This is a genomic window from Microbacterium festucae, assembly GCF_025421715.1.
Lineage (GTDB): Bacteria > Actinomycetota > Actinomycetes > Actinomycetales > Microbacteriaceae > Microbacterium > Microbacterium festucae.
This window is the reverse complement of record NZ_JAOEFC010000001.1, coordinates 1,115,952-1,139,892: the sequence shown is the minus strand read 5'-3', so window position 1 is coordinate 1,139,892 and position 23,941 is coordinate 1,115,952. Positions and strand designations below refer to the sequence as shown.

20 protein-coding genes and 1 pseudogene are annotated in these 23,941 nt (G+C 72.5%); 13 read left to right on the top strand and 8 right to left on the bottom strand.

Annotated features, from left to right (window positions below; translation table 11 throughout):
* Positions 1-20 precede the first annotated feature (20 nt).
* Positions 21-1,841, bottom strand: coding sequence for a DUF308 domain-containing protein (locus tag N3K63_RS05110; RefSeq protein ID WP_261578908.1), 1,821 nt, complete (start codon positions 1,839-1,841; stop codon positions 21-23).
* 211 nt (positions 1,842-2,052) lie between these two features.
* On the opposite strand from N3K63_RS05110, the gene N3K63_RS05105 reads away from it, so the two are divergent.
* Entirely contained in the window at positions 2,053-3,372 is a 1,320-nt protein-coding gene (locus tag N3K63_RS05105) for an MATE family efflux transporter (protein ID WP_261578907.1), read from the top strand.
* Positions 3,373-3,771: 399 nt separating this feature from the next.
* On the opposite strand, the gene N3K63_RS05100 is transcribed toward N3K63_RS05105, so the two are convergent.
* Positions 3,772-4,425: a TrmH family RNA methyltransferase gene (locus N3K63_RS05100; protein WP_390895032.1), complete on the bottom strand. Its 654-nt coding sequence runs from the start codon at positions 4,423-4,425 to the stop codon at positions 3,772-3,774.
* Between the two features lie 818 nt (positions 4,426-5,243).
* On the opposite strand from N3K63_RS05100, the pseudogene N3K63_RS05095 reads away from it, so the two are divergent.
* Both N3K63_RS05095 and N3K63_RS05090 read left to right on the top strand, forming a co-directional pair.
* A pseudogene (locus N3K63_RS05095) lies at positions 5,244-6,467 on the top strand (Nramp family divalent metal transporter); the annotation flags it as partial.
* Between the two features lie 37 nt (positions 6,468-6,504).
* Positions 6,505-7,146, top strand: a complete 642-nt coding sequence (locus N3K63_RS05090; protein WP_261578906.1) for a metal-dependent transcriptional regulator — start codon at positions 6,505-6,507, stop codon at positions 7,144-7,146.
* Positions 7,147-7,218: 72 nt separating this feature from the next.
* On the opposite strand, the gene N3K63_RS05085 is transcribed toward N3K63_RS05090, so the two are convergent.
* A complete protein-coding gene (locus N3K63_RS05085; protein ID WP_261578905.1) occupies positions 7,219-8,169 on the bottom strand; it encodes an SDR family NAD(P)-dependent oxidoreductase in 951 nt (316 codons plus the stop codon).
* Positions 8,170-8,212: 43 nt separating this feature from the next.
* Between N3K63_RS05085 and N3K63_RS05080 the strand changes: the two genes are divergently transcribed.
* On the top strand, positions 8,213-9,022 hold the full coding sequence (locus N3K63_RS05080) for an HAD-IIA family hydrolase (protein ID WP_261578904.1): 810 nt from the start codon (positions 8,213-8,215) through the stop codon (positions 9,020-9,022).
* 132 nt (positions 9,023-9,154) lie between these two features.
* Positions 9,155-9,337, top strand: coding sequence for a hypothetical protein (locus N3K63_RS05075; RefSeq protein WP_261578903.1), 183 nt, complete (start codon positions 9,155-9,157; stop codon positions 9,335-9,337).
* Between the two features lie 30 nt (positions 9,338-9,367).
* On the opposite strand, the gene pyrE is transcribed toward N3K63_RS05075, so the two are convergent.
* Positions 9,368-9,946 carry an orotate phosphoribosyltransferase gene (gene pyrE / locus N3K63_RS05070; protein WP_261578902.1) on the bottom strand — a complete coding sequence of 193 codons (579 nt, stop codon included), beginning with the start codon at positions 9,944-9,946 and terminating at the stop codon, positions 9,368-9,370.
* A 158-nt stretch (positions 9,947-10,104) separates the two neighbouring features.
* Here pyrE and N3K63_RS05065 point away from each other — a divergent pair, with 158 nt between their 5' ends.
* Together N3K63_RS05065 and pntB are read left to right on the top strand one after the other, a co-directional pair.
* Positions 10,105-11,649, top strand: coding sequence for a Re/Si-specific NAD(P)(+) transhydrogenase subunit alpha (locus N3K63_RS05065; RefSeq protein WP_261578901.1), 1,545 nt, complete (start codon positions 10,105-10,107; stop codon positions 11,647-11,649).
* A gap of 47 nt (positions 11,650-11,696) precedes the next feature.
* Entirely contained in the window at positions 11,697-13,109 is a 1,413-nt protein-coding gene (gene pntB / locus N3K63_RS05060) for a Re/Si-specific NAD(P)(+) transhydrogenase subunit beta (protein ID WP_261579198.1), read from the top strand.
* 85 nt (positions 13,110-13,194) lie between these two features.
* Here the strand turns inward: pntB and N3K63_RS05055 are convergent, their stop codons facing one another.
* Complete coding sequence (locus N3K63_RS05055) at positions 13,195-13,611, bottom strand: hypothetical protein (RefSeq protein ID WP_261578900.1); 417 nt, start codon at positions 13,609-13,611, stop codon at positions 13,195-13,197.
* Positions 13,612-13,708: 97 nt separating this feature from the next.
* Here N3K63_RS05055 and N3K63_RS05050 point away from each other — a divergent pair, with 97 nt between their 5' ends.
* Positions 13,709-14,548 (top strand): exodeoxyribonuclease III, encoded by an 840-nt coding sequence (locus tag N3K63_RS05050; RefSeq protein WP_261578899.1) that lies wholly within the window; start codon positions 13,709-13,711, stop codon positions 14,546-14,548.
* Positions 14,549-14,557: 9 nt separating this feature from the next.
* On the opposite strand, the gene N3K63_RS05045 is transcribed toward N3K63_RS05050, so the two are convergent.
* Complete coding sequence (locus N3K63_RS05045) at positions 14,558-15,199, bottom strand: dihydrofolate reductase family protein (RefSeq protein WP_261578898.1); 642 nt, start codon at positions 15,197-15,199, stop codon at positions 14,558-14,560.
* 49 nt (positions 15,200-15,248) lie between these two features.
* Positions 15,249-15,806: an NADPH-dependent FMN reductase gene (locus N3K63_RS05040; RefSeq protein ID WP_261578897.1), complete on the bottom strand. Its 558-nt coding sequence runs from the start codon at positions 15,804-15,806 to the stop codon at positions 15,249-15,251.
* Positions 15,807-16,274: 468 nt separating this feature from the next.
* On the opposite strand from N3K63_RS05040, the gene N3K63_RS05035 reads away from it, so the two are divergent.
* Entirely contained in the window at positions 16,275-17,555 is a 1,281-nt protein-coding gene (locus N3K63_RS05035; RefSeq protein ID WP_261578896.1) for a sensor histidine kinase, read from the top strand.
* Positions 17,552-18,217: a response regulator gene (locus N3K63_RS05030; RefSeq protein ID WP_261578895.1), complete on the top strand. Its 666-nt coding sequence runs from the start codon at positions 17,552-17,554 to the stop codon at positions 18,215-18,217. Before N3K63_RS05035 ends, N3K63_RS05030 begins: the two co-directional genes overlap by 4 nt.
* 49 nt (positions 18,218-18,266) lie before the next feature.
* Here the strand turns inward: N3K63_RS05030 and N3K63_RS05025 are convergent, their stop codons facing one another.
* On the bottom strand, positions 18,267-19,595 hold the full coding sequence (locus tag N3K63_RS05025) for a hypothetical protein (RefSeq protein WP_261578894.1): 1,329 nt from the start codon (positions 19,593-19,595) through the stop codon (positions 18,267-18,269).
* A gap of 187 nt (positions 19,596-19,782) precedes the next feature.
* On the opposite strand from N3K63_RS05025, the gene N3K63_RS05020 reads away from it, so the two are divergent.
* From N3K63_RS05020 to N3K63_RS05010, 3 genes are all read left to right on the top strand, one after another.
* Positions 19,783-20,667 (top strand): ABC transporter ATP-binding protein, encoded by an 885-nt coding sequence (locus N3K63_RS05020; RefSeq protein ID WP_261578893.1) that lies wholly within the window; start codon positions 19,783-19,785, stop codon positions 20,665-20,667.
* Complete coding sequence (locus tag N3K63_RS05015; protein ID WP_261578892.1) at positions 20,664-21,755, top strand: ABC transporter permease; 1,092 nt, start codon at positions 20,664-20,666, stop codon at positions 21,753-21,755. The genes N3K63_RS05020 and N3K63_RS05015 overlap by 4 nt, the downstream gene beginning before the upstream one ends.
* 140 nt (positions 21,756-21,895) lie before the next feature.
* The gene (locus N3K63_RS05010) at positions 21,896-23,935 is read left to right on the top strand and encodes a cell wall-binding repeat-containing protein (protein WP_315943080.1); all 2,040 of its coding nucleotides are present in this window, start codon (positions 21,896-21,898) and stop codon (positions 23,933-23,935) included.
* Positions 23,936-23,941: the final 6 nt, after the last annotated feature.

The following is a 23,941-nucleotide window of genomic DNA, read 5'->3' as shown; positions in this document are numbered from 1 at the left end:
GGGACCCTGCGAAGGGATGATCAGAGGTCGGAGCGCTGACACCCGGCATCCGCCGGTCGCCCTTCGAACCGCGCCTTCGTCCACGCGAGCAGGTCGGCCACCAGCGGCGAGTACCCCTCGACCACCTGCGCGTGCTCGAAGCCGGCGTAGACGCGGTAGTCGACGGTCTGCCCGGCGCGGCAGAGGCGCTCGACGTAGCCGTCCTGCGTGTGCACCGGCACGACGGAGTCGGCACCGCCCTGGCCGACGAACATCGGCACGCCGATGTCGGTCGGGGGCGTGTTGCCGCGCAGGCGCGCCCCCAGGGGACCCGTCGTGGGGTCTTGCGAGAAGATGTCGGGGTCGGTGCTCATGCCCACCGCCGCGAGCACCGACAGCACCGTCCCCGGGTCGGTGAGGCAGCGCTGGGCCATCGCCCGCACCACGGTCTGCGCGCCGGGGCGGATGTAGTCGGCGTAGGTGACGTCGGGGTAGATCGACGAGAACGACTCGAACGCGAACGACGCGAAGATGCTGCCGCCGGTGATCTCGGTGACCCCCTCGACCAGGCTCGGCGGGTCGCTTGCCGGGGCGAGGGCGGCCACGCCGCGCACCGGCACCCGCGGGGCGTAGGCGTCGCCGAGCGCGCCGGTCCACAGCGCCGCCGCACCGCCCTGCGAGTGACCCCACACGACGGTGTTGCGGCTCAGCTGCGCCTCGGTGAGCTCCCACGCGGCACGCACGGCATCCAGCGACGCGTGGGCGCTGGGCTCGCCGATCAGATAGGGGTGGGGGCCCTGGGTGCCGAGCCCGATGTAGTCGGGCGCGACCATCGCCCACCCCTGCGCGATGACCTTGGAGAGGATGTACATTCCGCCCGACCAGAACGGCCGCTCCTGCAGCGACGGCGCGCAGTGCTCCGCGAAGCCGGTGGTGCCGTGGTTCCAGTCCACGACCGGCCATCGCTGCCCGCGCTCGGCGCCGAGCGGCACGACCACCAGGGCGCTCGCGACCCGCACCTCGCCGTCCATCCCGGTGGTCGTGTAGAGGATGCGCCAGCCCTTCGCGCCGGCGGGCACCGTGCGGGTGAACTCCTCCGCGCGCACGAGGTGGCCCGGGGTGGCGGGGATCTCTCGGGGCGCGGCATAGAACGAGTCGACGACGGTGGAGCCCTCGCGCATCGGCGTGGTGACCACCGCCACCGCCACCGCCAGCCCCAGCGACCCCAGCGCGAGCACCGTGCGCCCCCAGCGGCGGCGGGGGGCGGCATCCGACCGGGAACGGCGGTCGCGACGGCGGCGCAGCAGCGTCCAGAGGTCGGCCGCGCCGCGCATGATCAGCGACGCGCCGAACACGACCGCCACCACCAGCAGGGTGATGTCGGGCCAGAACAGCGCGAGCACGCCGAAGATGAGGCCGCTCGACCCGAAGGCGGCGTCGGCGATGCGCGCATCCCAGCCGCTGCCGCGGCGGAAGGCGCCGATCACGCCCAGCGCGCCGCTGATGAGCAGCAGGATGCCGACGACCACCGCCAGCGCCCGCACGGTCAACCCGGGCCACAGCAGCACGAACACCCCGCCCGCGGCCCACGCGAGGGCGACGACCACCATCCACCACGGACGGGTGCCGGTGGCGTCGGCATCCGCATCATCGTCGGCACGGCCGGTGAGCTCGAGCACGCCGGTGAGGATCATGCCGACGCCCAGCAGCACGGCCAGCAGGTCGAGCGCGGTCGTCGGGCGGATCACGGTGACCGCGCCCAGCACCAGCGACAGCACCGCGAGCCCGGCACGCAGCCACACCGGCTGGCGCGCGTGCAGGCGCAGCAGCGGCAGTCGCGAGAGGATGCCGGGCCGTGCCATCCCTCCACGCTAGCCCGAGGGCGGCGGGGGTCGGGACGCGGATGCCGGGGGTATATGGGGGGTGGCCGGGCGGGTGGGGTTCTGGTGGGGTGGCGGGGCGGGTGGGGTTCGGCGGGGTCCCGGCGGGGTCTGGCGGGGTTCTGGCCGCGGGGTGGCGGGTTGCGGGGCGGGGGCGCGCGGCGGTGTCGCGGGCGGCCCCTAGGCTCGTGGCATGGCTGCGCCCACCCTCAACCGCGAGATCCTGCGGCTGGCGGTCCCCGCTCTCGGCGCGCTGGTGGCCGAGCCGTTGTTCCTCATCGCGGATGCCGCGATGATCGGGCACCTGGGCGTCGTGCCGCTGGCGGGGCTCGGCATCGCCTCGGCTGTGCTGCAGACGATCGTCGGGCTGATGGTGTTCCTCGCCTACTCGACAACGCCCGCCGTCGCGCGGCGGTTCGGGGCCGGCGCGCACGGGGATGCCGTGTCGGCGGGCATCGACGGACTGTGGCTGGCACTCGGACTCGGGGCGGTGCTGGCGGTGCTCGGCTCGTGGCTGACCCCGCCGGTGGTCGCGCTGTTCGGGGCGGCGCCCGAGGTCACCGAGCAGGCCGAGATCTACCTGTCGCTGTCGATGTGGGGGCTGCCGGCGATGCTCATCGTCTTCGCCGCCACGGGACTCCTGCGCGGCATGCAGGACACCGTCACGCCGCTGTGGATCGCCGGGGCCGGCTTCGGGGCCAACATCGTCTTCAACGCGCTGTTCATCTACGGGTTCGGCTGGGGCATCGCCGGGTCGGCGTTCGGCACCGTGCTCGCGCAATGGGGGATGGTCGCCGCCTACGTGATCGTCGTGGGCCGGCTGGCGCGGCGCCACGCGGCATCCGTCCTCCCCCGCAGAGACGGGCTGCGCGGATCGGCCCGGTCGGGCGGGTGGCTGTTCCTGCGCACCGTGTCGCTGCGGGTGGCGCTGCTGATCACCGTCGCCGTGGCCACCGGGCTCGGCACGACCGAGCTGGCCGGATGGCAGGTCGCGTTCACGATGTTCTCGACGGCGGCCTTCGCCCTCGATGCCCTCGCCATCGCCGCGCAGGCACTCATCGGCCGCGGACTCGGCGCCGGCGACGAGCCGTTCGTGCGGCGGGTGCTCGGCCGCACCGTCGCGTGGGGCGTGTGGTTCGGGGTGATCGTGGGCGGCCTCGTCGCCGCCCTCTCGGGGGTGCTCGGCCTGCTGTTCACCGGCGACCCGGCCGTGGCGGCGCTCATCCAACCGGCGCTTCTGGTGCTCGCCGTCGCGCAGCCGATTTGCGGGGTCGTGTTCGTGCTCGACGGGGTGCTGATCGGCGCCGGCGACGCCAAGTACCTCGCGGTGGCCGGCGTGCTCAACCTCGTGCCGTACCTCCCCGCACTCCTGATCGTGTGGTGGCTGCAGCCCGTCGGAGCCGCCGGCCTCATGTGGCTCGCCGTCTGCTTCTTCGGCGTCTACATGCTCGCCCGCCTCGCGACCCTCGGCTGGCGCGTCCGCGGCGCCGCCTGGCTCACCGCCGGCGCCTGACCCGGGGTCGGGCCCGAGGGTCGGCCCGGGGGTGCGGGCCAGGAGGTGCGGGCCGGGGGTGCTGGTTCGGGGGTGCGGGCCTGGGGGTGCGCGCCCGGAGTGCGGTCGACCCCGGTGCGTCCTGACTCTGCCGAGTGTCCAAGACACGCGGCATCCGGGCGGCGTCAACCGCGTGTCTTGGACACTCGACCGGATGCGGGGCCGCACACCGCGGGGCGTGCTTCCCGCGGCGGGGCGCGGCGCACGGCATCCGGGCGCTGAGTCAGCGCTGCCGCGCGTGGGTGCGCGTCGCACCGGCGGCCGGAGTTCGGCATCCGGCTCCTCTGCCGAGTGTCCAGGACACGCGGCATCCGGGCGGCATCAACCGCGTGTCTTGGACACTCGGCGGGGGAGGTGGGGTCAGGCCCAGCGGCGGCACCACTCGTACATGACGACCGCGGCGGCGGCGGAGGCGTTGATCGAGCGGGTGGATCCGTACTGGGTGATCTCGACGACGGCATCCGCGGCGGCGACCGCCTCGGCGGACAGGCCGGGGCCCTCCTGGCCGAACAGCAGCACCGCCCGCTCGGGCACGTCGGCGCGGTCGACCGGCACCGAGCCGTCGACGTTGTCGACGGCGATGATCGGGATGCCGGCGGCCTCGGCCCACGCGGCGAAGGCGGCGACGTCCTCGTGGTGGCGCACGTGCTGATAGCGGTCGGTGACCATCGCGCCGCGACGATTCCAGCGGCGCTTGCCGATGATGTGCACCTCGGCGGCACCGAACGCGTTCGCGCTGCGCACGATCGAGCCGATGTTCATGTCGTGCTGCCAGTTCTCGATCGCGACGTGGAACGGATGCCGGTGGGCATCGAGGTCGGCGACGATGGCATCCATCGTCCAATACCGATAGCGGTCGATCACGTTGCGGCGATCGCCGTGCTCGAGCAGCTCGCGGTCGTACCGGGGGTCGGTCGGCCAGTCCCCCGGCCACGGGCCCACGCCGACGGGAAGCTGCGGCTCGGCGGGGTCGCTGTCGCGGTGCTCCGCGGGGTCCGGATCGGGAACGCTCACCCGCTCAGGCTATTCGGGCGCCGCGACGCCGACCGACCAGACCGGGGTCTGCGATGCCGCGCCGCCGTCGGCATCGGGCCGCGCGGCGCGGCATCCGCGGGTTGCGGGACACGGTGCCGGAGCACGTCACACAGACGGCGGGTGTCGGGCGCCGCACCCGCGGGTTGCGGGACACGGTTCCAGGGCAGGTCTCCCACTCGGTGGGTTTCGGGCGCCACATCCGCGGATTGCGGGACACAGTCCCGGGGGAGGTCACGCAGGCGGCGGGTGTCGGGCGCCGCACCCGCGGGTTGCGGGACACGGTCCCGGGGCAGGTCCCACAACCGGCGGGTGTCGGGCGCCGCACCCGCGGGTTGCGGGACACGGTCCCGGGGCAGGTCCCACAGCCGGCGGGCCTCGAGCGCCGCACCCGCGGGTTACGGGACATGGTGCGCGGTCGGGTCCCGAGATTTGAGGGGTTCTCGGCCCCTCACCCGCCGTTTTCGGGACATGGCCCTTCCGGATCACCGGGCGTCATGGCCCGACCGACCGCCGCGATAAACACGGCAGTCCCCAGTTTTCGGTCGACCGAAACCCTGCTATGTTTTCGGCACGCCGAAAAATCGCACCCGACCCACCCCGCACCCCGACTCAAGGCATCAGATCCACCCGTGACCCATTCCCCCGCCCCCATCGGCACCCCCGGCACCCCAGGCACCACCGGCACCCCCGGCACCCCAGGCACCCCCGGCACCCCAGGCACCCCAGGCCCCCCAGGCCCCACACCAACCGCACCCGCACCCACCACACCCCCACCCCCCACGCCCCCGACGTCCAAGCGTCACCGCGTCGCGTGGCTGCTCGGGCCGGCGCTGGTGGCGGGGGTGGCCTACCTCGATCCGGGCAACGTGGCCAGCAACATGACCGCGGGCGCGCGCTACGGGTATCTGCTCGTGTGGGTGGTGGTGCTCGGCAACACGATGGCGTGGCTGATCCAGTACCTGTCGGCCAAGCTCGGCGTGGTCACCGGGCGGAGTCTGGCCGAGACGCTGGGCACCCGCATCCGCAGCCGCACCGGTCGCCGGGCCTACTGGCTGCAGGCCGAGCTCGTGGCGATGGCCACCGACATCGCCGAGGTCATCGGCGGTGCGGTCGCGCTGTGGCTGCTGTTCGGGGTGCCGCTGCTGGCGGGCGGCGTGATCACGGGCGCGGTGTCGATCGGGCTGCTGCTCATCCAGCAGCGCCGCGGCGCCCGCAGCTTCGAGTTCGTCGTGATCGGGCTGCTCGCGATCATCGCGATCGGCTTCACCTACGGGGTCTTCGTCGCCCCACCCGACGCCGGCGAGGTCATCGGCGGGCTCGTCCCCCGCTTCGAGGGCGCCGATTCGGTGCTGCTGGCGGCGTCGATCCTCGGCGCGACGATCATGCCCCACGCGATCTACGCGCACTCCGCCCTGGCGCGCGACCGCTTCACCGCGACGGGGGCGCGCACCGCCGACCGTGCCGTCGGCATCCGCCGCCTGCTGCGCGCGACGCGCTGGGACGTGACCATCGCCCTCGCGATCGCCGGCACGGTGAACCTGTGCATCCTGCTGCTGGCCGCCGCGAACCTCGCCGGCATCGACGGCACCGACAGCCTCGAGGGCGCCCACGCCGCCCTCGCCGAGAACCTCGGCGCGCTGGTGGCGACCCTCTTCGCGGTCGGCCTGCTCGCGAGCGGACTGGCCAGCACCGCGGTCGGCGCGTACGCCGGCGCCGAGATCATGCAGGGCCTGCTGCGGGTGCGGGTGCCGCTGCTGGCCCGGCGCCTGGTCACCCTCGCCCCGGCGCTGGTCATCCTCGCGCTCGGCGTCGACCCGACGCTGGCCCTCGTGCTCAGCCAGGTGGTGCTGAGCTTCGGCATCCCGTTCGCCCTCGTGCCGCTGGTGTGGCTCACCGCGCGCACCGCAGTGCTCGGCGAGCACCGCAACCGGTGGTGGACGACGGCGGCCGGCGTCGTGGCATCGGTCTTCCTCATCGCGCTGAACGTGCTGCTGCTGTGGCTCGTGCTCACCGGCGGTTGACCGAACGGATGCCGCGGCGACGGCTAGCCTGGGCGGGATGCCGAACTCCGCTGCGATCGACGACTACCTGAAGACGATCTACCACCACACCGAGTGGCAGAGCGCCCGCATCACGCCCTCGCAGCTGGCGGGCGTGCTGGGACTCGCGCCGTCGACGGTGACCGAGATGGTGCAGAAGCTCGCCGCGCAGGGGCTCGTGACCCACCGCCCCTACGGCCCCATCTCGCTCAGCGACGCCGGCGAGCTGCGCGCCGCCGCGATCATCCGCCGCCACCGCCTCATCGAGACGTGGCTCGTGCAGGAGTTCGGCTACTCGTGGGACGAGGTGCACGACGAGGCCGAGGTGCTCGAGCACACCATCAGCGACCGCCTGCTGGCCGGCATCGACGCGCGGCTGGGCAGTCCCCGCTTCGATCCGCACGGCGATGCGATCCCGGATGCCGAGGGGCACGTGCACCGGGAGCCGTTCGTGCTGCTGTCGGCCGCGCCGGTGGGGCACGTGGGCCGGGTGCTGCGCATCAGCGACCGCGACCCGGCACTGCTGCGCGCCTGCGAGGAGGCGGGCATCGACGTCGGCCGCACGCTGACGGTCGCCGGCCCCGAGGTCGCGAGGATCGACGACGCCCCGGCGGCACCGCTGCCGGCCGGCGCGGGCGAATCGGTCTGGCTCACCGCCTAGCCGTCGCGGCCGCCAGCACCGCCGCGGCCGCCAGCACCGCCGCACCCGAAACGGGAAGCGCCCCGCCGACCCTCAGCTCTTGCGCGCCTTCGCGGCCTTCAGGTACGGCCAGGGGGAGGTGGCGTGCTCGCAGTAGTTCCACAGCCGCGCCGCGATGATCGGGTCGCGGGTGATCTTGGCGGGGGTGGCCCGCCGGGGGGCACCCGACACGATGCGCGACGGCCCCCAGAACTCGCCGCCTTCGACCACGGGATCTGCCAGGGCCCGCACGAGCGGCCACGCGCCGTGCTCCTTGGACTGGGTGATGGGCGCCTGCAGGTTGTCGAAGAACCGCGACATGCGGGTGGGCGCGTTGACGCCGACGACCCCGCGGGTGCGTCCGCTGGTCGAGTAGCCCGGGTGGGCCACCACGCTCTCCACCGGCACGTGGGCCTCGCGCAGCCGGCGGTCGGCCTCGAGCCCCAGCGCAGTGGCGGCGACCTTCGACTGCACGTAGGCGCGCCACGGCGTGTAGCCGTTCTCGAGCTCGGGGTCGATCGGGTCGTACGGGGTCAGCGACGTCGACATCGACCCGAGCCACACCATCCGCCCGCGACCGGCCGCCAGCGACAGCAGCAGCTCGCCGGCGAGGGCGTAGTGACCGAGCACGTTGGTCGCGAACACGACCTCGTGGCCGTCGCGGGTGGTCTCGCGCTGCCGGGGCGGGTGCACGATGCCGGCGTTGAGCAGCAGGCCGTTGAGCCCGGCGCGGCCGCGCACGGTGGCGGCGGCGGCGCGGATCGAGCCGAGGTTGCTGACGTCGAGGGCGAGCGTGGCGAGGTCGGCATCCGGATGCCGGCGCAGCACGGCCGCGCGTGCCGCCGACAGCCGCGCGGGGTTGCGGCCGGTCATGATCACGTGGGCGCCCGCCCCGGCCAGCTGCAGCGACGCGAAGAATCCGAGACCGGCATTGGAGCCTGTCACCAGGTAGCGCCGTCCACTCAGGTCGGGCAGGTGCTCGGGGTTCCACGGGTCGACGGCCACGGGTTCGAGACTACGGCCCGAACCCGCCGACTAGGCTGGCCACATGCGGACACGCGCCGACATCGAATGCTGGTTGACCGACATGGACGGCGTCCTCGTCCACGAGAGCCGTCCCATCCCGGGCGCCGCCGAGCTGCTCGCGCAGTGGCGCACCGAGGGCACGCCCTTCCTCGTGCTGACGAACAACCCGTTCTACACACCCCGCGATCTCAGCGCGCGGCTGCGCCTGGCGGGGCTGGAGGTGCCCGAGGAGCGCATCTGGACCTCGGCGCTGGCCACGGCCGAGTTCCTCAAGTCGCAGCATCCGGGCGGCACCGCGTTCGTCATCGGCGAGGCGGGCCTGACCACGGCGCTGCACGAGGCCGGCTACATCATGACCGAGACGCAGCCCGACTACGTGGTGGTCGGCGAGACCCGCAACTACTCGTTCGACTCGATCACCAAGGCGATCCGCTTCATCAACGCCGGCGCCCGGTTCATCATCACCAACCCGGATGCCACCGGGCCCACGCCCGACGGCGTGGTGCCGGCGACCGGGTCGTTCGCCGCGCTCATCTCGCACGCGACCGGCAAGACCCCCTACGTGGTCGGCAAGCCCAACCCGATGATGTTCCGCTCGGCGATGAACCGCATCGGCGCCCACTCCGAGACGACGGCGATGATCGGCGACCGGATGGACACCGACGTCATCGCCGGCATCGAGGCCGGCCTGCACACGATCCTCGTGCGCACCGGCATCGCCGACGACACCGAGGTCGCCCGGTTCCCGTTCCGCCCCGACGAGGTGCTCGACTCGGTCGCCGACCTGCTGCGCGACGAGCCGGTCGAGACCGAGTTCCCCGACGACTTCTGAACGGGCCGGTGCCGTGAACGAGACCGAACAGACCCTGCTGCTGGTCACGAGCGCCCTCATCCTGACGACTACGCTCGTGGTGTTCGTCGTGCAGTTCGTGCGCGGCCGGGGACGTGGAGGAGACGACTCGTGATGTCGCTCGTGTTGGTGATCTCGGCGCTGGCCGTGCTGGTGGTCGCGCTCGTGCTGTTCCTGCGCGGCCGTCGAGACGCCCCGCAGGGCACGGCGCTGCCCAACGGTCGCGGCATCGTCATCCTCACGGTGCTCGGACTCGTGCTCGCCCTCGCCTCGCAGCTGCCGGTCTTCCGCGCCTGACGCGCGGCCGGCGCCGCAGGGCCCCTCGGCCTACTGCGGCTGCAGGCCCAGGTCGTCGAGGTCGATGGCGGCCAGCCACTGCAGGCCCTCGGCCTCGACCGCGGCCTGCGCCCCGGTCTTGCGGTCGACGATGACGGCCACGGCCACCGGCTCCGCGCCCTCGCGGCGCAGCGCCTCGACGGCCTTCAGCGCCGACTGGCCGGTGGTGGAGGTGTCCTCGACCACGACCACGCGCTTGCCGGCGACGTCGGCGCCCTCGATCTGACGACCGCGGCCGTGGTCCTTGGGCTCCTTGCGCACGACGAACGCGTCCAGCGGGGCGCCTGCGTGCACCGACTCGTGCATGACGGCGTTGGCGATCGGGTCGGCCCCGAGGGTGAGTCCGCCGACGGCGACGACCCCGTCGACCCCGCGCACGAGGTCGAGCATGATGCGGCCGATCGCGGGGGCCGCGCGGTGGTCGAGGGTGAGCTTGCGCATGTCGACGTAGTACGTCGCCTTCTTGCCGCTGGAGAGGGTGAAGTCGCCGTGGAACACGGCCTCGTCCTGGATGAGGCCGATGAGGGCCTGGCGGTCGGCTTCGAGCTCGGGCGTGGAGGCTGCGGTCATGCCCAGAAGTCTACGGATGCCGCGGGCCGCCCCTCACAGACCGCGATTCGCGCCGGGAGCGGAAGAACCGGTGTTTTTGCCCGGGCGTCGCGCCCGTCGCCCACCGGGGGCCTCCCCATATAGTCGGGGGCGGAACGGGAACGCAAGGAGCACCGCACATGGCCCGCATCGGCATCGTCACGGAACAGCCCGGGGAGAACCGCGTCGCGGCCTCGCCGGTGACCGTGGGCAAGATCATCGCGCTCGGCTACGACGTCGTCGTGCAGTCGGGCGCCGGATCGGCCTCGTCGTTCCCCGACAGCGCCTACGTCGATGCCGGGGCGACCATCGTCGACGACGTCGTGGCGTGGGGGTCGGACGTCGTGCTGAAGATCGCCGCCCCCACGGATGCCGAGATCGCGCTGCTGCGCCCGGGCACCACGCTGGTGGCCCTGCTGAGCCCGGCCCTGCGCCCCGACCTGCTCACCGCCCTGGCCGAGCGCGGGGTCACCGCCCTGGCGATGGACGCCGTGCCGCGCATCTCCCGCGCGCAGTCGATGGACGTGCTCAGCTCGATGGCCAACATCGCCGGCTACCGCGCGGTCGTGGAGGCCGCCCACGAGTTCGGCCGGTTCTTCACCGGCCAGGTCACCGCGGCCGGCAAGGTGCCGCCCGCCAAGGTGCTCATCGCCGGGGCCGGCGTGGCGGGACTGGCCGCCATCGGCGCGGCATCCAGTCTGGGCGCGATCGTGCGCGCCACCGATCCGCGTCCCGAGGTCGCCGACCAGGTGAAGTCGATCGGCGGCACCTACCTCGAGGTCGTCGTTCCCGACGAGCAGAAGGAGGTCTCGGCCGACGGCTACGCCAAGGCGACCAGCGCCGCCTACGACGCCGCCGCCGCGCAGCTCTACAGCGACCAGGCCGCCGACGTCGACATCATCGTCACCACCGCCCTCATCCCGGGCCGCGCCGCCCCGCTGCTGATCACCGCCGACGACGTCGCCCGCATGAAGCCCGGCAGCGTCATCGTCGACATGGCCGCCGCCCAGGGCGGCAACGTGGCCGGGTCGGTGGCCGGCGAGCGCGTCGTCACCGACAACGGCGTGGTGATCCTGGGCTACACCGACCTCGCCGGGCGGCTGCCGCAGCAGGCCTCGCAGCTCTACGGCACGAACCTGCTCAACCTGCTCACGCTGCTGACCCCGGGCAAGGACGGCCAGCCCGTGCTCGACCACGACGACGTCGTGCAGCGCGCGGTCACCGTCACCCAGGACGGCGCGGTCACCTGGCCGCCCCCGCCCGTGCAGGTCTCGGCGGCGCCGCCCCGCGCGGCGGCCGAGCCCGCCCCCGCGAAGGTCGCCAAGACCATGTCGCGGGGCGCCCGGGCCGCGCTGACGGTCGCCGGGATCGTGGTGCTGTTCCTGGTGTGCGCGTTCGCGCCGGCCCCGCTGCCCCAGCACTTCCTCGTGCTGACGCTGTCGGTCGTCGTCGGCTTCTACGTCATCGGCAAGGTCGCCCACGCCCTGCACACCCCGCTGATGAGCGTCACCAACGCCATCAGCGGCATCATCGTCGTCGGCGCGATGACCCAGGTGATCGTGCCCGACCCCCTGGTGCAGACCCTCGCCGCCGTCGCGGTGCTGCTGGCATCCATCAACATCTTCGGCGGATTCGCCGTCACCCGGCGAATGCTCGCCATGTTCCAGAAGGGTGACCAGAAGTGATCGCCGCGCTCGTGCCCGCCGCCCCGCTCGCCGCCGGCGACAGCCCCATCGCCGTCGCGCAGTCGGTGGCGACGGCCGCCTACATCGTGGCCGCGCTGCTGTTCATCCTCGCCCTCGCCGGCCTCAGCAAGCAGGAGACCGCGCGGCGCGGGGTCGTCTACGGCATCGCGGGCATGGCGATCGCCCTGACGGCGACGCTCGTGCTGGTCGTCGCGGGCGGCTCGCTCGTGCCCGACGACACGACCGCCTACCTGGGCCTCGCCCTGCTGGTCGCCGCCGTCGTCGTCGGCGGGGCGATCGGCCTGTGGCGGGCCCGCGTCGTGGAGATGACCGGGATGCCGGAGCTCATCGCGCTGCTGCACTCGTTCGTGGGTCTGGCCGCCGTGCTCGTGGGCTGGAACGGCGCGCTCTACGACACCGGGCTGGAGGGCACCCTGGCCGGCATCCACCACGCCGAGGTGTTCATCGGCGTGTTCATCGGCGCCGTCACCTTCACCGGGTCGATCGTCGCGTTCCTCAAGCTCTCGGGCCGCATGTCGTCGCGGCCGCTCATGCTCCCCGGCAAGAACGTGCTCAACGTGGGCGCCCTGGTGCTGTTCGCGGCCCTGACGGTCTGGTACGTCATCACCCCCGAGCTGTGGCTGCTGATCGTGGTCACGCTGCTCGCCCTCGCCCTCGGCTGGCATCTGGTCGCCTCGATCGGCGGCGGCGACATGCCCGTGGTCGTCTCGATGCTCAACAGCTACTCGGGGTGGGCGGCGGCCGCGGCGGGCTTCCTGCTCAACAACGACCTGCTGATCGTCACCGGCGCCCTCGTCGGATCGTCGGGTGCCTACCTCTCCTACATCATGTGCAAGGCCATGAACCGGTCGTTCCTCTCGGTGATCGCCGGCGGCTTCGGCATCGAGGCCCCGCGCTCGGACGACGAGGAGCAGGGCGAGCACCACGAGATCGACGCGGCCTCGGTCGCCGAGCTGCTCGGCGGCGCGTCGTCGGTGATCATCACCCCCGGCTACGGGATGGCCGTCGCGCAGGCCCAGTACCCGGTCGCCGACCTCACCGCACGGCTGCGCGAGCGCGGCGTCGAGGTGCGGTTCGGCATCCACCCGGTCGCCGGCCGCCTGCCCGGTCACATGAACGTGCTGCTGGCCGAGGCGAAGGTGCCCTACGACATCGTGCTCGAGCTCGACGAGATCAACGACGACTTCGCCGGCACCGACGTGGTGCTCGTCATCGGCGCCAACGACACCGTCAACCCGGCGGCGGCTGAAGACCCGGGCAGCCCCATCGCGGGCATGCCGGTGCTGCACGTGTGGAACGCGCGCAACGTCATCGTGTTCAAGCGCTCGATGGCCTCGGGCTACGCGGGCGTGCAGAACCCGCTGTTCTTCCGCGACAACACGCAGATGCTCTTCGGCGACGCCAAGGACCGCGTCGAAGACATCCTGCGCGCGCTCTGACCCCGTCGAGGCGCGGGCGCGGCGGGTGCGGCGGCGCGCGGGTGCGGGGTCAGGCGCGGGTGCGGGGTCAGGCGCGGGTGCGGGGTCAGGCGCGGGTGAGGAACGGGCGCGGCCAGGCCCCCAGCGCCAGCACCGCGAGCACGACCTGCACGAGACCGGCGACGAAGTAGATGCCGTGCAGCGGCGACCAGACGAGCATCACGGCGATCTCCACGAAGATCCAGATCATCATGACCAGGCCCGCCGCCGCGTGGAGCCCCGGCGCCAGCGCGAGGCGGCGGTACTGCGCCGCCAGGGCGAGCACCTGCCCACCCCCGACCACGACCCCGAGGATCACGCCCGGCCAGAAGTAGGAGTCGAACACGCTCCCCTCGAGCCACTCGCCGGGAAGCCCCATCCCGCCGCCGACCGTGAGCCCCACCATCCCGGCCAGCGCCGAGACCAGCGAGAACCATGCGACGATCTGCAGACAGACCCCGACCCACCTCGGTGTGCGCGTCATGGCGCCGAAGCTACGCGCTGCCGCGGGCCGCGGCATCCGCCCCTCGCCGTGACAAACGGGTCGTCCGACGTCGGTGGGGGCCAATACGCTGGATGCCATGCGCCTGGCCACCTGGAACGTCAACTCGATCCGCGCGCGGGTCGTCCGCACCGTCGAGTTCGCCGTCCGTGAAGACATCGACGTGCTCGCGATGCAGGAGATCAAGTGCAAGCCCGAGCAGTTCCCCTACGCCGAGTTCGAGGCGGCGGGCTACCACGTCGAGGCGCACGGCCTGAACCAGTGGAACGGCGTCGCGATCGCCAGCCGCCTGCCGCTGGAGCAGGTCGAGACCGCCTTCCCCGAGATGCCGGGCTTCGCCAAGGGTCACGAGGGGCCGGGCGCCCCGCAGGAGGCGCGGGCGATCGGCGCGACGATCGACGGCGTGCGGGTGTGGAGCCTGTACGTGCCCAACGGCCGCTCGCTCGATGACCCGCACTACGTCTACAAGCTGGCCTGGCTCGAGGCGCTGCGCGGCTACACCGCCGATGCCCTGGCGGCCGAGCCCGACCTGCCGCTGGCTCTGGTGGGCGACTTCAACATCGCGCCGACCGACGCCGACAACGGCGACCCCACGGTCATCGAGGGCGTCACCACGCACGTCTCCCCGCCCGAGCGCGCCGCGTTCCAGGCGCTGCTGGACGTCGGGCTCACCGACACCGTGCGCCCGCTGGTGCCCGCCGGCTACACGTACTGGGACTACAAGCAGCTGCGCTTCCCCCGCAACGAGGGGCTGCGCATCGACTTCATCCTCGGCTCGCACGCCTTCGCCGACGCCGTGGTGGGCGCCGCGATCCACCGCGACGAGCGCAAGGGCGAGATCCCCAGCGACCACGTGCCGGTGGTCGTCGACCTCGACCTCGGCGGGTCCGACGACGACGATCGTCCGATGATCTTCTAGGCCTCGGGCTCAGCCCGCCGTCGGCTCGGTGGTCATGTCGCCCGTCTCGGGCACGCCGTCGGGGCCGTACCGCAGCAGCAGTGCGCCGCCGGCTCCCGACACCGCGGGTTCGAGCAACCGCAGCCGGGCCGGGGCCGCCCCCTCGGGGAAGACCTTCTTCCCCTCTCCGAGCACGATCGGGTACACCCATAGGTTCAGCTCGTCGAAGAGCTGCGCGCGCAACAGGGTCTGCACCAGGTCGACGCTGCCGATCACGTGCGTCTCGTCGTGCCGGTCGCGCAGCCCGTCGACGGTCGCGGCCAGCTCGTCGGGACCGATCACCGTCGTCCCGGCCCACGCGGGCTCGAGCGCCCCGCGGGTGGCCACGTACTTCGGGATCTCGTTGAACCGGCGGCCGATGAACCCCTCGTCCCCGCCGGTGCGCTGCGGCCAGTACGCCGCGAAGATGTCGTAGGTGCGGCGCCCCAACAGCAGGGCATCCATCCGGCGGATGCCGGCTCCCACCCGCTCGCCGACGGTCTCGTCGTTCAGCGGGGCCTGCCAGCCGCCCCAGGCGAACCCGTTCGACCGGTCTTCGTCGGGGCCGCCCGGCGCCTGGGCGACGCCGTCGAGCGTGGTGAACAGGTCGATCACGATGCGTCCGCGCGTCATGATGCTCCTTGCGGGTCGTGCCGCCGCGGCGGCGGGGTCGGACCGGTCCTCAGGTGCGCGACCGGCGGATGTGCTGGTGGAACCGCGAGAGGAAGCCGCTCAGGAACTCTCGGGTGTCGGCGTCGGCGACGCTGCCGTTGTCGGCGAAGAACCCGTCGACCACGTGGATGTAGACCTCGGGGGCGCCGAGCACCACCGCGCCTTGGGCCAGCAGGATGCCCTTGAGCTCCTGCTGGGCGACCGCCGTCGAGATGTCGCCCGTGCTCGCGCCGGTGACGGCGACGGGCTTGTCGGGGAACGCGTTCTCGCCGACGGGCCGCGAGGCCCAGTCCACGGCGTTCTTCATCACGGCGGGGATCGACCGGTTGTACTCCGGCGTGACGAACAGCAGTGCATCCACGGCATCCAGCGCCGTCTTGAACCGCTGCCCCACCGGCGGGAAGTCGGCTTCGTACTGGGTGCCGAAGAACGGCAGGTCGACGATCGGGATGTCGGTGAACTCGAGCCCGACGTCGGCGCCCAGCCGCACGAGGGCGTCGGCGAAGCGACGGTTGAGCGAGGGCTCGGATGCCGAGCCCACCAGGATTCCGACGGTGTACGTGGCCATGCCCCCATGCTGTCGCCTCGTCCTCCGCCCCGCCACGCCCCTTGCGCCCCGCCCCCTCCCGCGCTAGCCCCGCTTCCCTCCGGCCTCCCCTCGCCTCCCCTCGCCTCGCCTCCCCTCGCCGAGTGTCCAAGACACGCCGCTGGCGCCCGCCGGATGCCGCGTGTCTTGGACACTCGGCAGGGGGAAGCCCGGGGGCAGACGCCGGGGCCAGGACCCGGGGACAGGCCCCAGGGCCCGGGCCAGGCCCAGCGCCCGGGCCCCGAAACACCTGCCCAGCCCCGGGGCCTCCCGGCCCCGCATCCGGTCGAGTGTCCAAGACACGCCGCTGGCGCCCGCCGGATGCCGCGTGTCTTGGACACTCGGCAGGGGCGAACCCGGGGGAACCCGGGGACAGGCCCCAGGGCCACACCCGCGGGTCTCCGTCGTGCGGCGGATGCCGGGAGGCGGCGGCGCCTCTAGCGTGGAGGGATGAGCGCTCACCCCCGCCGCCCCCGGCCGACCGCCGACGGACTGCGCGGCGACTACGTGCTGGCCGGCGTGCTGCTGGTCGCCGCCGTGCTGTCGGCGGCGCTCGGCCAGATCGCCGGCATCTACGGCGACCAGACCCCGTCGCTGGCGTGGGGCCTGGTCTACGGCGCCGCGCTCACGGCGCCGCTGGCGGTGCGCCGCCGCTACCCCGAGGTCGTGCTCGTGATCGTGGCGATCGCGTTCTTCCTGGGCGTCACCTTCCGCGTGCCCGAGGTGTACGTCGGCAACATCGCGGTCTTCATCGCGATGTACACGGTGGGCGCCTGGGTCGACGACCGGCGCCGGGCCACGATCGTGCGCCTCGCCGTGATCGCCGGCATGTTCATCTGGCTGACGGTCGTCACCTTCCAGGCCGCCACCGGCGAAGAGGCCGGACTGTCGCGTGCGGGGCTGTTCTCGCCCTTCGCCGCCTACATGCTGCTGAACTTCCTCGTGAACGTCGCGTTCTTCGGCGGCGCCTACTACTTCGGCGAGCGCGCATACGCCCAGGCCGCCCAGCAGACGGCGCTGCAGGCCCGCACCGACGAGCTCGAGCGCGAGCGGGAGCTCACGGCGGCGCAGGCGGTCGCCCTCGACCGGGTGCGCATCGCCCGCGAGCTGCACGACGTCGTGGCCCACCACGTCTCGGCGATGGGCGTGCAGGCCGGCGCCGCGCGCACCGTGCTCACCCGCGACCCGGATGCCGCCGCGCAGGCCCTGTCGGGCATCGAGGACGCGGCACGGTCGGCCCTCACCGAGCTGCGACAGCTGCTCGAGACGCTGCGCACCCCGGATGCCGCGTCTCCCGGTGACTCGACCCTGCGGCTGTCGGCGCTGCCCGACCTCGTCGCGCACGCCAACGAGAACGGCCTGCCCACCACCCTGACCGTCGTGGGCGACGCGCACGAGGTGCCCGAGCTGACCCAGGTGAACCTGTACCGCATCACCCAGGAGGCGTTGACGAACGCTCGCCGTCACGGCGCCCCCGACACCACCGCCGAGGTGCGGCTGCGCTACGCCGAGGGCATCACCGAGCTCGAGGTCTCCAACACGGGCCGGGTCGCGCGGCCGGTGCGCGCGGGGCTGGGGCTGGTCGGCATGCGCGAGCGCGCCGCGGCATCCGGCGGCAGCCTCGAGGCCGCGCCCCGCGAGCGCGGCGGCTTCCTCGTGCGCGCCCGCATCCCGCTCCCCCTTTCCGGCATCAGCGCCGCCGACGGCGCCGCGGCAGGGGTGCGCGCGTGATCCGGGTGCTGCTGGTCGACGACCACGCCGTGATGCGGGCCGGATTCCGCATGATCCTCGACGCCGCCGACGGCATCGAGGTGGTCGGCGAGGCCGCCGACGGTGCCGCGGCCGTCGCGGAGACCCGGCGTCTGACCCCCGACGTGGTGTGCATGGACGTGCAGATGCCCGACATGGACGGTCTCGAGGCCACCCGGCGCATCGTCGCCGACGGCGACCTCCACGCCGCCGTGGTCATCGTCACCACGTTCGACCGCGACGAGTACCTGTTCCAGGCGCTGTCGGCCGGCGCGAGCGGGTTCCTGCTGAAGAACGCCGGCCCCGAAGAGCTCGTCTCGGCGGTGCGCGCGGCCGCCGTCGGCGACGCCCTGCTCGCCCCCGAGGTCACCCGCCGGGTCATCGAACGCTTCACGGATGCCGGAGCTCCGGCATCCGCAGCCCGCCCCGCCACCGGCGCGTCGGTGATCCCGGTGGAGCTCACCGAACGCGAGGCGGAGGTGCTGCATCTGCTCGCGCAGGCCCTCAGCAACGCCGAGATCGCCCAGCGGCTGTTCATCGGCGAGGCGACGGTGAAGACCCACGTGTCCAACGTGCTGCAGAAGATCGGCGCCCGCGACCGGGTCGCCGCGGTCGTCTACGCGCACCGCGCAGGCCTGGCCTGACAGGTCCCCGGCGCGCTCGCACCGGGCACCGCGTGGTACCCGCCCGGGGTCAGTGGGCGGCGACGGGTGCGGCGGCGCGCACGACCTCGACCTGCGCCCGCGCCGGCAGCGCGGCGCGCCACAGCCACACGACGCTCCAGACGAACATGCCGATGACGATGCCGTTGCGCAGCAGCAGCACGCTGGCCGCGGTCGGGTCGGCGTCGATGAGCGGCAGGTAGAGGATCGGGAAGATCAGCGTGGTCAGCAGGCACGTGACGGCCATCCAGGTGGCCAGGCGGCGCCAGCCCTCGTAGTCGACGGCGAGGCCGACGGCCACGATCGGAGCGATCCACAGCATGTACTGCGGCGAGCCGACCTTGTTGAAGACGATGAGCGCGGCCGTCAGCGCGAAGCCGCCGCGCAGGATGAGGCGCTGCTCCATGTCGGGGGTGAGCAGTCCGGCCCGCTGGGCGCGCGAGCGCGCCAGCCAGAGCAGCACGACCAGGCCCACGACGGCGATGGGCATCAGAAGGCCCACGAGGTCGCTGGCCGCGTGCGCGCCCGGACCGGCCACCTCGCGCGTGGCGAGGTACCAGTTCTGGCGGATCTCGGCGCCGGGCACGCCCAGCACCGTCGCCCACACCCACGGCGTCGCGACGGGCGCTTCGAGCTGCAGCGCCCGGTCGGTCTGGATGGTGGCGAAGCTGAGCACGTTCGAGGCGCCGCCGGCGACGCCGACGACCCCCACGATCCCGGCGCTGAGGGCGACGCCGCCCACGATGATGCGCGAGCGCGCCGACGAGACGGTGACGGCGGCGGCGGCCAGGGCCGCGGGCCACACCTTGATCCAGGTGGCCGCGGCGATGAGCACGCCGGCCACGGCCGGGCGGCGCACCACGTAGACGAGGGCCGCGATGGCGAACGGCGCCGCCGCGCCCTCGAGCCGCAGCATCGAGACGGGCGCCAGCAGCAGCACGATCAGCATCCAGTACCAGGCGGCGGTGTAGGCGGCGCGGCGACGGAAGCCGTCGGTGATGGCGGCGATCGCGGCGAGGTTGCCGGCGGCCATGATGACCAGCCACACCAGCTGGTAGGCCCAGGGGCCCGCGATGATGGCGAGCATGATCGGCGCCAGCGCGCCCGCCGGGTAGACCCAGGGCTCGTCGACGACGGGGATGACGCCGTGCAGCGCCTCCTGCGCCCACTGCCGGTACAGCGGCAGGTCGCCCTCGGTGCCGCCGGCCAGCAGGATGGGGAGCAGGCTCAGCGCATAGGCGAGGTGCAGGGCGCCCCAGCCGGCCAGGAGGCCGCGACGGGTGAAGGCGAATGCCCTGATCCGCTCGAAGATCCCCCCGCGGCGCGACAGGGGACGGTGGGCTTCGGGGGCAGTCGTCACAGCCGGAGCATAGCCCCGCCGCCTTGACGCCACATTGACGTCAGGTTGCCGCAACCTGTGAATCCTCTGAGCCGCCCCGGATGAGAGGAGTCCCCCGTCCGGGGGAGGATGCGAACCCGCCGGGCGGGGGAGGACGCGCCGCCGCCCCGCCCGTAGCGTCGGAGACACCCAGACACAGGAGGATCGGATGCTGGAACTGAGCAGGATCACCAAGAGCTACGGCGCGCGCCGTGTGCTCGACGACGTGGGGTTCACCGTCGCCGACGGGCGCGTCACCGGATTCGTCGGCGGCAACGGCGCCGGCAAGACCACGACGATGCGGATCGTGCTGGGCGTGCTCGCCCGCGACGCCGGCACCGTGACCCTCGGCGGCGCTGCGGTGACCGCGGCCGACCGCCGCCGGTTCGGCTACATGCCCGAGGAGCGCGGCCTCTACCCGAAGATGAAGGTGCTCGAGCACATCGTCTACCTCGCCCGCCTCCACGGCTTCAGCAAGACGGATGCGACGACGCGCGCCACCGCGCTGCTCGAGGAGCTCGGGCTCGGCGAGCGCCTCGACGACCACGTCGAGACCCTGTCGCTGGGCAATCAGCAGCGCGCGCAGATCGCGGCCGCGCTCGTGCACGAGCCGCGCATCCTCATCCTCGACGAGCCGTTCTCCGGCCTCGACCCGATCGCCGTCGACGTGGTCGCCGGCGTGCTGCAGGCGCGTGCCGCGCAGGGCGTGGGCGTGCTGTTCTCGTCGCACCAGCTCGACGTCGTCGAGCGCCTGTGCGACGACCTGGTCATCATCGCGGGCGGCACGATCCGCGCCGCCGGCACCCGCGACGGCCTGCGCGCCGCGCACGCCTCGCGCCGCTACGAGCTCGTCTCGGCCGGCGACGCCGGCTGGCTGCGCGCCGAGCCGGGCGTCGAGGTCCTCGACTTCGACGGCGGCTACGCCCTGTTCGACGCCGACAGCGACGCCACCGTGCAGCGGGTGCTGCAGCGCGCCGTCGCCTCCGGCGACGTCGCGAGCTTCGCGCCGCGGCATCCGTCCCTCGCCCAGATCTTCAAGGAGGTCATCCAGTGAACACGTCTTCACCCTCTATCGCCCAGAGCGTCTGGCTCGTCACCGAGCGCGAGGTCGGCTCGAAGCTGCGCAGCAAGGCGTTCCTCATCTCGACGGGCGTCCTGTTCGTCATCGCCCTGGTCGCCATCGTGTGGGGCGGGTTCGCGGCGCAGTCCGACTCGCGCACCCCCGTCGCCGTCACCCCGCAGACCGCGTCGGTGGTCAGCGGCATGGACGACGTGATCGAGGTCACCGAGGCCGACAGTGCGGCCGACGCCGAAGACCTGGTGCGCTCGGGCGAGGTCGACGCCGCCATCATCGAGGGCGGTCCCGACCCGTTCGGCTACCGCGTGATCGGTGACGACAGCGTGCCGAACGGGCTGATCAGCGCACTGAGCGTGACCCCGCCGGTCGAGCTGCTCAACCCCGACGAGACCAACGAGGGGCTGCGGTATCTCGTGGCGCTCGGCTTCGGCATCGTGTTCTTCATGGCCGCGCTGAACTTCGGCGCCACCATCGCGCAGTCGGTCGTCGAAGAGAAGCAGACCCGTGTGGTCGAGCTGCTCATCTCAGCCATCCCGACCCGGGCGCTGCTGGCGGGCAAGGTGATCGGCAACACGCTGCTGGCGATGGGGCAGATCCTGGGGCTCGCGGCCATCGCGATCGTCGGGCTCACGGTCACCGGGCAGACCGAGGTGCTGGCCGGACTCGGCGCGCCCCTGGTGTGGTTCGCGGTGTTCTTCCTCTTCGGGTTCGTGCTGCTCGCGTCGCTGTTCGCCGCGGCCGGGGCGATGGTCTCCCGCCAGGAGGACATCGGCACCACCATGACCCCGCTCACCTTCCTGGTGATGGCGCCGTACTTCCTGGTGATCTTCTTCAACGACAACCCGGTCGTCATGACCGTCATGTCGTACGTGCCGTTCTCGGCGCCCGTGGGCATGCCGGTGCGCATCTTCCTCGGCGAGGCCCAGTGGTGGGAGCCGCTGCTCTCGCTGGCGGTGCTGCTGGCCACCTGCGTCGCCGCGATCGCGATCGGCGCGAAGATCTACGACAACTCGATCCTGCGCATGGGCGCCCGCGTGAAGCTGATGGACGCTCTCAAGGCCTGAGTCCGGCCCGAGGGCCCGGTGCGCATCGACGGCGCGCCGGGCCCTCTGCCGTGCGCGGGGCGGTGGGCGCCCTGTGGACAACGCCCCATGTCCCGCGCGGCCTGCGTTAGGGTGGGCGCGCCCACATTCGGAAGGCCGGCATGCGACATCGCGCAGGATCTCTACTGGTGACGGTCGCTCTGATTGCTTCGCTGACGACGCTGGTACCGCCGGCCTCTGCATCGGAGCAGGCAACGACTCCTTCCCCCGACCCCACCACATCGCAGACGCCGACGCCGACGTCATCCGCTCCGATGAGCCCGACCCCGTCCCCGACCCCGACTGGAGGCGGGACCCAGCCTCCCCCCGAGGATGACACGACAGCCCCGCACGGAGACGAGGACGGGCACGACCATTCGGGCCCGACGGAGCCACTCACGATCGAGCCGTGGGACGAACCGATGGATCCGCCCTCGCGACCCACGTTGCGCTCGCTCGCTCCGCCCGTGTGGCACCTTCCCTTCGAACCGGGACAGCGCTGGTCGTCGGGGGGCCCGCATCGAGACAGTGACGGAACGGCCTGGGGGGCGCTCGACTTCGCACCGGGTTCTAGCCCTAACCGACGAGTCGTGGCTATCGCGGAAGGGCGCGTCTATCGCGTCGTCTGTCCGGCGGGCTGGTTCCTCGGCGTCGATCACGGCGGAGGGTGGAAGTCGGAGTACTACCACCTCGCCGGTGCGCAGGAGAACTTGATCGGGCAGTGGGTTCCGGCCGGCGCTTACCTCGGAGAAGCGGGGTCGACTCTCCCCTGCGGCGGTTCCTCCAACGGGCCGCACGTGCACCTGTCGATCCTCTACGGGGATCCCCCACAACCCGGAACCGCACAACGCCCGTACTATCCGGTCGACGGAATGCGCTTCGGAAACTACGTCGTGCGCAACGGCAGCGCGGTGCATCGTGGAACGTGGCAGGACCTGGCCGGGAACACGGTGTTCTCCAACTGGGGGTGCTGTCTCACGTCCACGACTCCCACGCCGCAACGGTTCAGCGCGACACCTGCGCCCACGCTGAGCGGGTCGCCAGCGGTCGGGGGGACTCTCGTGGCAACCGCCTCGTGGCAACCTGCTGCTGAATTCAGCTACCAGTGGATACGGGACGGCGCGCAGATCGCCGGCGCGACATCCAGTACCTACACGGTCACCAAGGAGGACCGCGGGGCGCAGCTGTCCGTGGTGGCCGTGGGCTCACGCGACGGGTTCTGGAGGGTGACGCAGGTCAGTGGCGCCGTCACCATTCCGACCCCCGTCAGTCGTATCGCCGGCGTGGACCGCTACGAGACGTCCGCCCGACTAGCGGCAACGTTCGCCCCGGGAACGGACACCGTCTTCGTGGCCACAGGCCTGGACTTCCCCGACGCGCTGAGCGCAGCGGCGGCCAGCCGTGCCGCTTCGCCCGTGATCCTGACATCTCCGGCGGAGCTGTCAGAGGCGGTCAGGTCGGAACTCTCCCGGCTGAAACCGCGGCGGATAGTTGTCGTCGGTGGCGAGCCATCGGTGTCCGCCGGTGTCTTCGACCTTCTTCGCCAGTATGCTCCCGAGGTCCAGCGGATTGCGGGCGAGAACCGCTTCGAGACGGCCGCGTCGCTGTCCGCCGCGACCTTCGGGGCGGGGGCGCCGGTGGCATATCTTGCGACGGGCGCGAACTTCCCCGATGCACTCAGCGCGGCGGGTCCGGCAGGAAGGGCGGGTGGTCCGGTGCTTCTCGCGTTGCGAGATGAGCTACCCGCCGCAACACGGGCTGAACTCGCGCGACTCCGGCCCGAGCGAGTGGTGGTGGTGGGCGACAGCGCATCGATCAGCGCATCGGTGATGAATGCGGCATGGTCGGCCTCGGGCGGTAGCGTCACTCGCATCGCGGGAGTGGACAGATACGCCACTTCCGCTGCGATCGTCCGCGCTACGACCCACACGCCCGCCGAGACGATCTACGTGGCGAGCGGCGAGAAGTTCCCGGATGCGGTGTCCGGCGCAGCAGTCGCTGCCGCCAGCGGGGCGCCGATGTTGATCACACGCCAGGATCGTCTACCGGAAGCCTCCGCCGACCTCGTGACCCAATTGTCTCCGGCGCGCGCAATCGTCCTGGGAGCGACGGACACCGTGAGCGAGCCGGTTGCGCGAGCGATTGCGGTCCGCGCACGGTAATGCAAC

What these genes read in the sequence shown, in the direction of transcription:
- N3K63_RS05010 (WP_315943080.1), top strand. Translation starts at nt 21,896, where the DNA reads ATGCGACATCGCGCAGGATCTCTACTGGTGACGGTCGCTCTGATTGCT.
- N3K63_RS05050 (WP_261578899.1), top strand. Translation starts at nt 13,709, where the DNA reads ATGCGCCTGGCCACCTGGAACGTCAACTCGATCCGCGCGCGGGTCGTC.
- N3K63_RS05055 (WP_261578900.1), bottom strand. Translation starts at nt 13,611, where the DNA reads ATGACGCGCACACCGAGGTGGGTCGGGGTCTGTCTGCAGATCGTCGCA.
- N3K63_RS05045 (WP_261578898.1), bottom strand. Translation starts at nt 15,199, where the DNA reads ATGACGCGCGGACGCATCGTGATCGACCTGTTCACCACGCTCGACGGC.
- N3K63_RS05105 (WP_261578907.1), top strand. Translation starts at nt 2,053, where the DNA reads ATGGCTGCGCCCACCCTCAACCGCGAGATCCTGCGGCTGGCGGTCCCC.
- N3K63_RS05065 (WP_261578901.1), top strand. Translation starts at nt 10,105, where the DNA reads ATGGCCCGCATCGGCATCGTCACGGAACAGCCCGGGGAGAACCGCGTC.
- N3K63_RS05075 (WP_261578903.1), top strand. Translation starts at nt 9,155, where the DNA reads ATGTCGCTCGTGTTGGTGATCTCGGCGCTGGCCGTGCTGGTGGTCGCG.
- N3K63_RS05020 (WP_261578893.1), top strand. Translation starts at nt 19,783, where the DNA reads ATGCTGGAACTGAGCAGGATCACCAAGAGCTACGGCGCGCGCCGTGTG.
- N3K63_RS05040 (WP_261578897.1), bottom strand. Translation starts at nt 15,806, where the DNA reads ATGGCCACGTACACCGTCGGAATCCTGGTGGGCTCGGCATCCGAGCCC.
- N3K63_RS05090 (WP_261578906.1), top strand. Translation starts at nt 6,505, where the DNA reads ATGCCGAACTCCGCTGCGATCGACGACTACCTGAAGACGATCTACCAC.
- N3K63_RS05110 (WP_261578908.1), bottom strand. Translation starts at nt 1,841, where the DNA reads ATGGCACGGCCCGGCATCCTCTCGCGACTGCCGCTGCTGCGCCTGCAC.
- N3K63_RS05080 (WP_261578904.1), top strand. Translation starts at nt 8,213, where the DNA reads ATGCGGACACGCGCCGACATCGAATGCTGGTTGACCGACATGGACGGC.
- pyrE (WP_261578902.1), bottom strand. Translation starts at nt 9,946, where the DNA reads ATGACCGCAGCCTCCACGCCCGAGCTCGAAGCCGACCGCCAGGCCCTC.
- N3K63_RS05035 (WP_261578896.1), top strand. Translation starts at nt 16,275, where the DNA reads ATGAGCGCTCACCCCCGCCGCCCCCGGCCGACCGCCGACGGACTGCGC.